This is a genomic window from Alishewanella sp. d11, from assembly GCF_049390205.1.
Classification (GTDB): Bacteria; Pseudomonadota; Gammaproteobacteria; order Enterobacterales; family Alteromonadaceae; genus Alishewanella.
Genome location: NZ_CP186547.1, coordinates 2491084 through 2503029 on the forward strand (window position 1 = coordinate 2491084; position 11946 = coordinate 2503029).

Annotated in this window: 10 protein-coding genes; 4 read left to right on the forward strand and 6 right to left on the reverse strand. The window is 45.1% G+C overall.

The window, feature by feature from the left end:
- The first annotated feature begins 58 nt into the window (after positions 1-58).
- Complete coding sequence (locus ACO1PK_RS11410) at positions 59-1069, forward strand: response regulator (protein WP_423185751.1); 1011 nt, start codon at positions 59-61, stop codon at positions 1067-1069.
- A gap of 5 nt (positions 1070-1074) precedes the next feature.
- On the forward strand, positions 1075-2043 hold the full coding sequence (locus ACO1PK_RS11415) for a GGDEF domain-containing protein (protein WP_423188206.1): 969 nt from the start codon (positions 1075-1077) through the stop codon (positions 2041-2043).
- Between the two features lie 44 nt (positions 2044-2087).
- Here the strand turns inward: ACO1PK_RS11415 and ACO1PK_RS11420 are convergent, their stop codons facing one another.
- The 4 genes from ACO1PK_RS11420 to sodB form a co-directional block, all read right to left on the reverse strand.
- Positions 2088-3593: a SpoVR family protein gene (locus ACO1PK_RS11420; RefSeq protein WP_423185752.1), complete on the reverse strand. Its 1506-nt coding sequence runs from the start codon at positions 3591-3593 to the stop codon at positions 2088-2090.
- Between the two features lie 11 nt (positions 3594-3604).
- Positions 3605-4870 (reverse strand): YeaH/YhbH family protein, encoded by a 1266-nt coding sequence (locus tag ACO1PK_RS11425; RefSeq protein WP_423185753.1) that lies wholly within the window; start codon positions 4868-4870, stop codon positions 3605-3607.
- A 13-nt stretch (positions 4871-4883) separates the two neighbouring features.
- Positions 4884-6806, reverse strand: coding sequence for a PrkA family serine protein kinase (locus tag ACO1PK_RS11430; RefSeq protein WP_423185754.1), 1923 nt, complete (start codon positions 6804-6806; stop codon positions 4884-4886).
- 231 nt (positions 6807-7037) lie between these two features.
- On the reverse strand, positions 7038-7622 hold the full coding sequence (sodB, locus tag ACO1PK_RS11435) for a superoxide dismutase [Fe] (RefSeq protein WP_423185755.1): 585 nt from the start codon (positions 7620-7622) through the stop codon (positions 7038-7040).
- A 227-nt stretch (positions 7623-7849) separates the two neighbouring features.
- On the opposite strand from sodB, the gene ACO1PK_RS11440 reads away from it, so the two are divergent.
- Positions 7850-8203, forward strand: a complete 354-nt coding sequence (locus ACO1PK_RS11440; protein ID WP_423185756.1) for a Grx4 family monothiol glutaredoxin — start codon at positions 7850-7852, stop codon at positions 8201-8203.
- Positions 8204-8263: 60 nt separating this feature from the next.
- Here the strand turns inward: ACO1PK_RS11440 and rnt are convergent, their stop codons facing one another.
- Positions 8264-8968, reverse strand: a complete 705-nt coding sequence (gene rnt / locus ACO1PK_RS11445) for a ribonuclease T (protein ID WP_423185757.1) — start codon at positions 8966-8968, stop codon at positions 8264-8266.
- Between the two features lie 167 nt (positions 8969-9135).
- Between rnt and ACO1PK_RS11450 the strand changes: the two genes are divergently transcribed.
- The gene (locus ACO1PK_RS11450) at positions 9136-10017 is read left to right on the forward strand and encodes a flagellar protein MotY (protein WP_423188207.1); all 882 of its coding nucleotides are present in this window, start codon (positions 9136-9138) and stop codon (positions 10015-10017) included.
- Here ACO1PK_RS11450 and mnmC read toward each other — a convergent pair.
- Positions 10007-11902 carry a bifunctional tRNA (5-methylaminomethyl-2-thiouridine)(34)-methyltransferase MnmD/FAD-dependent 5-carboxymethylaminomethyl-2-thiouridine(34) oxidoreductase MnmC gene (gene mnmC, locus ACO1PK_RS11455; protein WP_423185758.1) on the reverse strand — a complete coding sequence of 632 codons (1896 nt, stop codon included), beginning with the start codon at positions 11900-11902 and terminating at the stop codon, positions 10007-10009. The genes ACO1PK_RS11450 and mnmC overlap by 11 nt on opposite strands.
- Between the last annotated feature and the right edge of the window lie 44 nt (positions 11903-11946).

The following is an 11946-nucleotide window of genomic DNA, read 5'->3' on the forward strand; positions in this document are numbered from 1 at the left end:
CTGCTCCGACTGTCAATCAACGCTATGCTTAGTAAGACCGTCGCCACACGAGAACGTTATGACGCCAGCTATATTGATTTGTGATGATTCAAATTTGGCTCGAAAACAATTAGCCAGAATCTTACCACAGGAATGGCAATCCAATGTGGTTTTTGCGGGCCATGGTGCTGAAGCCTTGGCTACGTTAAAGCGACAAGCGGTGGATTGGCTGTTTCTAGATTTAAACATGCCGGTAATGGACGGCTATCAGGTGTTAGCTGAGTTACAAAATTTACAGTTACCGGTTCGCATTGTCATCGTGTCGGGTGACATTCAGCCTGAGGCGCATGAACGGGTCATGGCGCTTGGCGCGTTAACCTTTCTGAAAAAGCCAGTGAATGCCACTGAATTATCAGCCTTTTTGCAAACAAAGGCAGCCGAACAGCCAGCAGAGCCAGCAGCACCTAAGCCACATAAAATACCTGATGAAGTGCAACTTGATGCTGAGCTTCGAGATATTCTGCAAGAAATCACGAACGTCGCTATGGGACAAGCGGGCGATTTATTAGCTAGGTTGTTAGATGTGTTCGTGAAGCTGCCCATCCCCAATGTAAATGTGATTGAAGTCAGTGAGCTGACAATGGCGCTGGCTTCGGTTGAGCCTGAAAGTAAAACCTCTGCCATTTGCCAAGGCTTTATTGGTAGTGGCGTGGCCGGTGAAGCTTTATTGATTCTTACTGACTCGAGTTTTGAAGATATTGCGCGTTTGATGAATTATCAGGGGGAGTTAAACAGTGCCGTCGAGCTGGAACTGTTAATGGATATCTCCAATATCCTGATTGGTGCCGTGTTAAAAGGGATTGCCGAACAAGTGGATATGAGTTTTAGTCAAGGCCATCCAGTAGTGCTAGGTCAACATGCCCCTATTGCCGAGTTGATCAGTGCTAATTCAAAACGCTGGCGTACTACCCTGACAATTGAGCTAAGTTATGGCATTGAAAGCTATAACATTAATTGCGACTTATTGTTGCTTTTTACAGAAGACAGTTTAAAAACCTTGCGTTATAAACTGGCATTTTTGATGGATTAGGCATGATGACTGATACAAGCGCGGGTGTCTCAGAGTTACATTGGTTGATGGATATGCTGCAAACCGTAGACGTTGGCCTAGTAGTGGTTAATGTCGACTATCGCATCCAGCTCTGGAACGGTTTTATGGAAAATCACAGTGGTCTCATGCCTAGACAAGTTCGTGACTGCTACTTGTTTGATTTGTTTCCTGAAATTGATGAGGATTGGTTAAGACGTAAATGTGATCCAGTGATTTTGCTGAAGAATCGCGCTTTCACGATTTGGGAACAACGTCCATTTATTTTTCGCTTTAAAAACTATCGGCCTATTACCGGTAGTGCGGACTTTATGTATCAAAACAGCACCATTTTTCCGATAACCGATACGCGTGGTAATGTCAGTCATTTATGTTTTATTATTTATGACGTGACGGATGCGGCAGTCAGTAAGCTGGCATTGCAATCGATGAATGGGCAGCTACGGCAATTGTCTACCACGGATTACTTGACCCAGATGCGTAACCGTAGTCATTGGGAAGAAAGTTTAAAGCAAGAGTTTTTAAGACTGCAACGGTATAGTCAGCATCAAAGTACCCTGATTATCTGTGATCTTGATCATTTTAAACGTATCAATGATACCTATGGGCATGCTGCTGGAGATTTAGTGATTAAAACCGCGGCCGATATTATTCGTAAGAGTTTGCGTGCTACCGATATCGCGGGTCGTTACGGTGGTGAATCTTTCGCTATTTTGCTGCTGGATACCACAGCGGACCAGGCTGATTATTTAGCCGAACGGATCCGACGTAAAATTGCCCAAAGCGAGCTAAAATTTAATGAGCATGCCATTACCTTTACAATGAGTTTTGGCTTAGCGGAACGTAATCAGGATATTCAAGACTACATCCAATGGATCGAGGCTGCAGAGAAGGCGCTTTTCACTTCCAAAGCGCAAGGTCGTAACCAAGTCAGTCGGTTTAAAGTAGATGTATAAGCTGTGTCAGTCGGATTAACACAGATCTATAAGCGGTTGCCAGTTTATGTTTTGCAACTGGCTAACAAGCTAATATTCCCCAGCTCATCTTGTTGCTCTAAGCGCACTTCAAACCCCCATAGGCGGTGTAAGTGCCGCAGTACCTCTTGGATATCGCCGCCTAAGGGAATAGCATTATGCGGGATATACCTTAAGGTTAATGCTCTATCCGTATCAACATTTACTTGTTGTACCTGAATATTCGGTTCTAATTGACTTAAGTTGTACTGCGCAGCAAGCATTTGTCTGATCTGTTGATAACCTTCAGCATTATGGATAGCTGCAACTTCAAGGTTGCTAACCTTACTGTCATCGGTGATGGCAAATAAGCGAAAATCGCGAATGACTTTGGGTGAGAGATACTGACTAATAAAGCTTTCGTCTTTAAAGTTTTGCATCGCAAAATGTAAGGTATCCAACCAATTACTGCCGGCTAGTTCGGGAAACCAGTTTTTATCTTCGGCTGTTGGGTATTCGCAGATGCGCTTAAGATCGGTAAAGATGGCAAAGCCCAGCGCATAGGGGTTGATACCAGAATAATATTTACTATTGTATTCGGGTTGCAGCACCACATTGGTATGGCTATGTAAAATTTCCAGCATAAAACGATCGCTTACCCGACCTTCAGTATAAAGGTGTTGCAGTAACGTATAGTGCCAAAACGTTGCCCAGCCTTCGTTCATCACTTGTGTTTGCTTCTGCGGATAAAAGTATTGGGCAATTTTTCTGACGATACGCACGATTTCTCGCTGCCAAGGTTGCAGTAAGGGCGCATGTTTTTCGATAAAGTAGAGAATGTTTTCTTGCGGCTCTATTGGGAACTGGCTGCTATTTGGGGTACTTTTCGCCTTATCTGGTACGGTACGCCAAAGTGCATTGACCTGTGATTGCAAAAACGCTTCACGTTCTGCTTGCCGCTTTTGCTCTTCTTCCATTGAAATCTTCTGGGGTCTTTGATAGCGATCGACCCCGTAATTCATCAAAGCATGGCAAGAATCCAGAAAATCTTCCACCACCGTGATGCCGTATTTCTCTTCGCAACGACTGATATAGTTTTTGGCAAATACCAAGTAATCGATAATCGAACTGGCATCTGTCCATGTTTTGAATAAATAATTGTTTTTGAAAAAAGAGTTATGGCCATAACAGGCATGAGCTATCACCAGCGCCTGCATTGGTAAGGTATTTTCTTCCATTAAATAAGCAATACAAGGGTTAGCGTTTATCACAATCTCATAAGCTAGCCCCATATAACCACGTTTATAGTGTTGTTCGGTTTGAATAAACTTCTTACCATAAGACCAGTGATTGTAACCAATCGGCATGCCGATGCTGGAATAGGCGTCCATCATTTGCTCTGCCGTAATCACTTCTATTTGATTAGGGTAAGTATCAAGTTGATACAAGGCTGCGACTCGAGCGATATGCTGTTGGTACTCAGACAGTAGTTCAAAACTCCAGTCTGGTCCGTCACTTAAACAAGGTCCTGTCGTAAAGGCAATGCTATTCATGTTGCCTCCTATTAAGCGGCTTGCTTTTTAAAGAGTTCACGAAAAACCGGGTAAATATCACTGACTTCCCGGATATGCTGAATGGCGAAATTGGGATGCGTCGCGAGTAATCGTTGATAATGCTCCCACAGGGATTGATGTGCGCGTGGGGTAATTTCGATGTAAGCATAGTAGCGCAGCAACGGCAGTAGTTGTTCGGCCAGTAAGGTTGCACAAGGTGCACTATCTTCAGCCCAATTATCGCCATCGGAGGCTTGAGCGGCATAAATATTCCACTCTATCGGGTTATAGCGAGCCTGCACAATCTCTAGCATCAGCTTGAGTGCCGAAGACACAATGGTGCCACCCGTTTCCTGTGAGTAAAAAAATTCTTGTTCATCCACCTCTTTCGCTTGGGTATGGTGCCGGATGTACACGACTTCAACATTTTTGTAGGTACGACTTAAGAAGAGGTATAACAAAATATAAAAACGTTTTGCCATCTCTTTGGTAGCTTGATCCATCGAGCCAGAGACATCCATTAAGCAAAACATCACTGCTTTACTGGTTGGCTCAGGACGTTTTTGATAATTTTTGAAGCGTAAGTCAAAGCTATCTATAAAAGGTACAGCCGCAATTTTTTGTCTAAGCTCAGCAATTTGCTTGATTAATGCCTGTCGCAGCAATTCGTCAGGAATCACCTCCTGCTCAAGCTTAAACAGTTGTTGTTCTAGCGCTGTGAGTTGCCGTTTTTTATCTGCCGACATGGCGATACGACGTGCGACTGAACCGCGCAAAGATCGAACGATATCTATATTGGCAGGGACACCTTCGGCGCGAAAGCCTGCTCGAACATTTTTGTATTGCACAAGTTTATCTAGCTGATTATGTTTTAGATCAGGAAGTGCAAGATCTTCGAATAACAAATCCAGATATTCATCCTTGGAAATAGCAAACACAAAATCGTCATTGCCTTCGCCATCTTGACTAGCATCGCCTTGGCCTGAACCAGCCTCACCGCTTGGCGGCCTTGCGATCTTATCACCCGTGCTAAATTGATCATTACCCGGATGCACACGATCTCTTTTGCCGCCTTTTCCTTGCTGAAAGAAGGGTTCTTTGATGTCACGCGCTGGGATAGTGATGCTTTCGCCACTGGTTAAGTCCGTGACGCTGCGCTTACTCACAGCATCAGACACTGCTTGTTTAATTTGCTGTTTATAGCGCCGGATAAAGCGCTGCCGATTTACAGCGCTTTTGTTTTTTCCATTAAGACGGCGATCAATAAAATGCGCCATACAACCTCCGGGGCTATTGAGATTTACGAACTCGCAAATACCATTCCGATAACAATCTGACTTGTTTGCGTGTGTAGCCTTTCTCCATCATCCGATTAACAAAATCATCATGCTTTCTCTGATCTTCAGTACTGGTTTTGGCATTAAAGGAAATAACCGGTAATAACTCTTCGGTACTGGAAAACATTTTCTTTTCAATCACGGTGCGTAATTTTTCGTAACTGGTCCACGTTGGGTTTTTGCCATTATTTTTGGCCTTGGCTCTCAGCACAAAATTAACGATTTCATTGCGAAAATCTTTGGGATTACTAATGCCTGCTGGCTTTTCAATTTTTTCTAATTCCGCGTTTAATGCCGAGCGATCAAAGAGTTGACCTGTCTCTGGATCGCGATATTCTTGATCTTGGATCCAAAAGTCAGCATAGATCACATAGCGATCAAAGATGTTCTGGCCGTATTCTGAATAGGACTCCAAGTAAGCTGTTTGAATCTCTTTGCCAATAAACTCGACATATTTCGGCGTTAAAAAGCCTTTTAAATGCTCTAAGTAGCGTTCTGCGGTGTCAGCAGCAAATTGCTCTCGTTCAATTTGCTGTTCAAGGACATAAAATAAATGCACCGGATTGGCTGCAACTTCAGTGGTATCAAAATTAAATACCCGAGATAATATTTTGAAAGCAAAGCGGGTTGACAGTCCCGTCATGCCTTCGTCAACCCCCGCATAGTCACGATACTCCTGATAGGACTTTGCTTTAGGATCGGTATCTTTTAAGCTTTCGCCATCATACACCCGCATCTTTGAGTAGATACTGGAGTTTTCCGGCGCCTTCAGGCGTGAAAGTACTGCAAATTGTGCTAAAGCCGCTAAGGTGCCAGGTGCGCAAGGCGCCTGCTTTAATTCACTATGCTCTAGCAGTTTTTGATAGATTTTCATTTCCTCACTCACCCGCAAGCAGTAAGGGACTTTGACAATATAAACCCGATCTAAAAACGCCTCATTATTTTTATTGTTGCGAAAGGTTTGCCATTCCGACTCATTACTGTGCGCTAGAATAATGCCGTCGAAGGGTAGGGCGGCCAGCCCCTCAGTACCATTATAGTTACCTTCTTGGGTGGCGGTAAGCAATGGATGGAGCACCTTTATCGGTGCTTTAAACATTTCGACAAATTCCATTAAGCCTTGATTGGCTCGGCAAAGTGCGCCCGAGTAGCTGTAGGCATCAGGATCGTTTTGCGCAAAATGCTCCAGTTGACGAATATCCACTTTACCCACCAAGGCGGCAATATCTTGATTGTTTTCATCACCGGGTTCGGTTTTGGCAATCGCTAATTGATCTAAAATCGAAGGGTAGCGTTTCACTACCCGAAACTGACTGATATCACCATTAAACTCATGTAAGCGTTTACTGGCCCAAGGCGACATAATGGTTCGCAGATAGCGTTTTGGAATGCCAAACTCTTGTTGCAATAGTTCACCATCTTCGGCCGCATCAAATAAGCTCAATGGATGATCCTGAACCGGTGAGCCTTTTAGATAATAGATGGGTACTTGCTGCATCAGATGTTTAAGTTTTTCGGCAAGAGAAGATTTGCCCCCGCCCACAGGTCCCAGTAAGTATAAAATTTGTTTGCGCTCTTCCAGGCCTTGCGCAGAATGTTTGAGGTAAGAAACAATTTGTTCGATCGCCTCTTCCATACCATAAAACTCTGAAAATGCCGGGTAGCGGGCAATCAAACGGTTGGAAAATAAGCGGCTTAGTTGAGGATCTTGCGAGGTATCAAGCAATTCAGGTTCACCAATCGCCATCAGTAAACGTTCGGCGGCACTGCAGTAGCAGGTTTTATCCTTTTTACACAGCGCAAGATATTCCTGAATGGTAAGCTCTTCCTCTTTATTTGTTTCGTAGCGTGCTTTGTAATGCTCAAATATGCTCATATGCCCCTCCAGCTACTTATCTGGGAAAACTGCTTTCAGCTGTTAACTTAAGGGTAGACATGAAATGCCAGTTTTGCCCGTTACAATCAAAAATTTCTGTTTCTAAAATATGTTACGCTGTATCGTGAATTCTAGTTTAGTTTAATTTTTGAGCAGTAAGCGCGGGAAAGGTTCAGACAACTAAAAAAATACCCGGACTAAGCCGGGTATGGAGGGGAAACTGAGTTTAGCTTACTTGGCGAAGTTTTCTGCCGCAAAATCCCAGTTTACTAAAGCCCAGAAGGCGTCTAAGTAAGTTGGGCGAGCATTACGGAAATCGATATAGTAAGCATGCTCCCACAGATCAACTGTGATGATTGGGGTCACAGAGGCATCTTGGATCGGTGTACCGGCATTGCTGGTATTAACGATATCCAAGCTACCATCGGCTTTCTTCACTAACCACGTCCAGCTAGAGCCAAAGTTGTTGACGGCTTTGTCATTGAAAGCGGCTTTAAATGCATCAAAAGAACCAAATTTAGCAGTGATGGCATCCGCTAATGCGCCCGTTGGCTGGCCACCGCCATTTGGCGATAAACAGTGCCAATAGAAAGTGTGGTTCCAAACTTGCGCGGCGTTGTTGAATACACCACCTTCGCTGTTACGGATAATTTCTTCTAAAGTTTGGCTGGCAAAAGGGGTGCCTTCGATTAAACCATTTAACTTGACCACATAGGTATTGTGGTGTTTGCCATGATGGTACTCTAAGGTTTCAGCTGAAATGTGTGGGGCTAATGCATCTTTTGCATAAGGTAACGCTGGTAATTCAAAGGCCATTATTGCTCTCCGTTCACGTTGTTAAAAGTGTCTGCATGGCGTAGACTACAAAACCTGACTAAAATACTCAAGTTTTATTCGTCTTTCGCTTGGGCTGCCGTTAACTGGGCGCTAACTGCATTGTTATGTGTTTACCAGATATTGGGCGCTTTTCGCAAAACTCAAGTGCCAGCAGCGGTAATACAGGGTAAAATAGTGACACTGACATGTTAACCTTTGAGGTCATTATGGAAACATTAGATAAAATTAAACAGCAAATTGCAGACAATCCAATTTTATTATTTATGAAGGGTTCGCCAAAGTTCCCAAGCTGTGGTTTTTCAGCACAAGCTTCGCAAGCATTAATTGCTTGCGGTGAACAATTCGCCTTTGTCGATATTTTACAGCATCCGGATATCCGTGCCGAGTTACCAAAGTATGCTAACTGGCCAACCTTCCCACAGCTGTGGGTAGAGGGCGAGTTAATTGGTGGCTGTGATATCGTGCTAGAAATGTTTCAACGCGGAGAGTTACAGCCCTTAATTAAAGACGCTGCGGCTCGACAAAATACCACTGAAGCGGATATGACTGTCGAAGAATAAGGCAGAGTATTAGTGTGAAATACATTACCCCCTCTGCTGTGGTGAGGGGGTAATTTTTGCTTAGTCAGCTACCGAATCGGTTTGTTCGTTCGTGTTATTTTCTTCATCATCTGCAACTAAGGCGCTACCAAGTGGCCAGCCGCCCATTTCTTGCCAACGATTCACAATATAACAAAACAGTTCTGCCGTTCGTTCGGTATCATATAACGCACTGTGCGCTTCCTTTGCATTAAAGGCGATGCCGGCTTGAGCACAGGCTTTCGCTAATACCGTTTGGCCGAGTGCCAGTGCGGCAAGGCTGGTGGTATCAAAAGACACAAACGCATGAAAAGGTGAGCGTTTATAGTTTAGTCGGCTAATTGCTGCATTAAAAAAGCCCTGATCAAAGGCGGCGTTATGCGCCACTATGACAGAGCGCTGGCAGCCAGCCGCTTTCTGAGCAGTTCTTACTGCTTTGCAAATCTCACTAATTGCATCACGTTCAGCGACCGCACCACGCAAGGGGTTAAAGGGATCGATGCCATTAAAGGCTAACGAGCTGGCATCTAAATTCGCACCTGCAAAGGGCTCAACATGAAAATGTAGGCTTTCACCTGGCGTCAATTTACCCGTTTCGTCCATTTGTAACAGATTAATGGCGATTTCCAACAAAGCATCGGTTTTCGGATTAAAGCCGGCGGTTTCGATGTCGATAACAACAGGATAATAGCCCCGGAAGCGTCGAGCAAATAAGGTAGTGGTTTCAGAGGGGGATTTGGGTTTCATAGCTTCGTCATTTTGCTGAGTTAGCGCTATTATGCCAAAAAATCGAGCTAAGGTCTTGTATCAGGCATAATGCTTGCTTAGTTTTTGATAAGAATCTTTTGGCAGAACATTTTATGTTTACACATCCGTTGTTAGTTCAGGTGAAATCAGAGGAGTCACGGCCTTCTATGCAGGTTTTAACCTTATGTTTTGCTGTGGCAGTCAGTTTATTTTCCAGTCATAGCTGGGCTGTCTCTAGCCAGTGGCGTCAATATTCTGCCACTATTGAACAATCTAGCTGGCAATTAACGGCTAATACCCCCATTCATTGCCAGCTAGAGCATGAGATCCCTAACTTTGGCACAGCGATTTTTCGCAGTGTGGCGGCTAAATCATTAAATATGGACTTTGAGTTAAGCATGTTGCGTTTACCGGATGATTACGGTTTGGCAGAAGTTTTATCTGTACCGCCGCATTGGCGACCCGGTGAGCGAACTAAATCCGTAGCCAGTATGAACTTATTAAAGCAATTTAATGGTGATTTACCGCAAAAAACCGCTTGGACCTTGTTAACTGAATTAGAACAAGGCTTCAGTCCGACGTTTTATTATGCCGATTGGTATAGCCCCTATGATAAGGTCGTCGCAGCGCTGAATCCTGTGCAATTCCCTGTGCAATTTCACGCTTTTAATCAATGTATATCAGCGTTATTACCCTATTCATTTGAGGATATCGCTTTTACCGTGTTGGTATATGAAAGTGGTGGTGATCAGCTAAGTCGTGAGTCACGGCGGCGCTTAAGTCAGATAGCCGATTATTTACGCCATGACTCCGATATTGAATCCATTGAGTTACAAGGCTATACCGACAGTTTCGGCGGACGTTGGATGAATGAACAACTTTCAATCCAGCGGGCTGAAAAAATTAAAGAATTCTTTGTGGCGGCAGGGATAGCCGCCGATCGGATACAAATAGAAGGCTTTGGCGAGCGTCGGCACGTTGCTTCAAATGAAACCTCGCTTGGGCGTGCGGTTAACCGTCGGGTTGTGGTACAGATGGCTAAACCTTAAAGCGTTGCGGCGATAACATGCCGAGTGTGGCATCACTTGCGGGTATTGGCTCGCCGCTAAGCTGACAGGCCAATATTTCCGCGAGTAGCGGCGCAAATAGCAAGCCTCTGGCCCCCAAACCAGCCTGCACCCATAAATTGGGTTGGCTGTGATTGAGTTGACCCGCCAGAGGCAAATGATCAGGGAGGGTGCCGCGAAAAGCCGCCTTGGCCGAGTCAATGATAAGATCTGTTTTTAGTTCGCTTAGATTGAGTTGCTGAGCTAATTCTTGAATATTGCTGTCGTTATCTGCTGCCGTGACTGCCGCTTCGGTAGCTGTGCGATCAAAGGTTGCGCCAACACAATGCAAGCCTTGCCAAGCAGGAGTCACATAACCTTTATGGCAAATCACCGTTTCCAGACTTGAGAGTATGGCAGACTGGACGTGACTTACTTGACCGCGCACCCGATTAAGCGGCAGCTGGACGAAAGGGGAAAGCTGCGTTAAATCTGCTCCTGTGGCGACCAGTAAGTTTGCAGTGTCAAAGACTTGGTGTGCGCTGTGTACTTGCCAGCCACTACCTGCTGGTAAGATTTGGGTAACTTTACAGTTAAAATGTGCACTAAAATTGGCTTGCGCGTTTAAATAAGTGAAGAGTGCCTGACAAAAAGCTTGCGGCGCTAGCCAACCGGCATCCGGAATAAAAATACCCCTGTGCTGCAGTGGAATATTGGCCAGCGTACTTGCTTCTGCTGCTTCAACAAAACGTACTAGAGATGTCGGCCAGCTTTGCTGCAAGGCCATTTTCTTTTGTCGCTCAGCTAAGGGCGTTGTAGTTGCTAAATGCAGTAATCCACAAAACTGCAGTGGGAAGTCAATGCCCTGCTGTTGGCATAGCTGATAAAACTGCCTCGCAAAATAAAAGGCTTGGCAATGCCATAAACTGGCGGGGCTAAGGCTTACCGAGAGATTCGGATATAAAGCGCCCTGACGGTTATGCGAAGCGCCTTCTGCAACAGCCGCGTCGGCACATAGCATTCTGACGTTTAAACCGCGGCGCACCAGAGCAAAAGCCGAACAAAGCGCTGCTAAACCACCACCGACAATGGTCACTGCTAAGTTTGGCTGCATGGCAGTTGAGCTCTGCTGTGCTTGAAGGGCAACCGTTGTCTCTGCAGAAAAAGTCGCTGTCGCAGTGAGCATTTCGCGTTTACGGCCAAAGCCTTTGACTTTTTGAATATGAAAACCTGCGGCCGTTAACCCCCGCTTCACTAAGCCAGCACAGGTAAAGGTCGCCAAGGTGGTGTTACTGTGACTAAGCCTGAAGAGTTGTTCAAATAATGAGCTTTGCCACATATCTGGGTTCTTGGCTGGCGCAAAGCCATCTAGGAAGATGGCATCTACCTTATTCTGTGCGGGTAATTGTGGCAGGAGCGCGTTGACATCGCCTTGCCATAAATCAAGGATAACCTGGCCATGCTCAAACACTAAACGGTGACAACCTGGGGTAGGCGGTGGATAAGCCGCAAGTAATTGCTCACATTCGGTTTGCAGCATACTGTGGCTGGCTAATGCTTGGCGTAAATCAGCTAGGCTAAGCGGATATTTTTCAAAACTACTGAAATAAAGTCGCTGGCAAGTTGCTGCAGGATGTTGCGCTTTAAACGAGCGGAAACGCTGCCAGCACAGTAAAAAATTGGCGCCAGTACCAAAGCCAGTCTCTAAAATATGAAAAAATGCGTGTGGATGCGTATGCCAGCGTTCAGGCAACGCATTCTGTTGCAGGAATACGTATTCGGTTTCTGCCAAGCCGCCTTCATTCGAAAAGTAAATGTCATCAAATTCTGTCGCAACAGGAGTACCTTGCGGGTTAAAGTGAATTTTGGCGTTGGAAATAGACTGCATGCTGGGGCCTGAGTTAAAAATTCGGCTTGTAGTTTACCTCAGGC

What these genes read in the sequence shown, in the direction of transcription:
- ACO1PK_RS11415 (WP_423188206.1), top strand. Translation starts at nt 1,075, where the DNA reads ATGACTGATACAAGCGCGGGTGTCTCAGAGTTACATTGGTTGATGGAT.
- ACO1PK_RS11430 (WP_423185754.1), bottom strand. Translation starts at nt 6,806, where the DNA reads ATGAGCATATTTGAGCATTACAAAGCACGCTACGAAACAAATAAAGAG.
- sodB (WP_423185755.1), bottom strand. Translation starts at nt 7,622, where the DNA reads ATGGCCTTTGAATTACCAGCGTTACCTTATGCAAAAGATGCATTAGCC.
- ACO1PK_RS11425 (WP_423185753.1), bottom strand. Translation starts at nt 4,870, where the DNA reads ATGGCGCATTTTATTGATCGCCGTCTTAATGGAAAAAACAAAAGCGCT.
- ACO1PK_RS11450 (WP_423188207.1), top strand. Translation starts at nt 9,136, where the DNA reads ATGCAGGTTTTAACCTTATGTTTTGCTGTGGCAGTCAGTTTATTTTCC.
- ACO1PK_RS11440 (WP_423185756.1), top strand. Translation starts at nt 7,850, where the DNA reads ATGGAAACATTAGATAAAATTAAACAGCAAATTGCAGACAATCCAATT.
- mnmC (WP_423185758.1), bottom strand. Translation starts at nt 11,902, where the DNA reads ATGCAGTCTATTTCCAACGCCAAAATTCACTTTAACCCGCAAGGTACT.
- ACO1PK_RS11420 (WP_423185752.1), bottom strand. Translation starts at nt 3,593, where the DNA reads ATGAATAGCATTGCCTTTACGACAGGACCTTGTTTAAGTGACGGACCA.
- ACO1PK_RS11410 (WP_423185751.1), top strand. Translation starts at nt 59, where the DNA reads ATGACGCCAGCTATATTGATTTGTGATGATTCAAATTTGGCTCGAAAA.
- rnt (WP_423185757.1), bottom strand. Translation starts at nt 8,968, where the DNA reads ATGAAACCCAAATCCCCCTCTGAAACCACTACCTTATTTGCTCGACGC.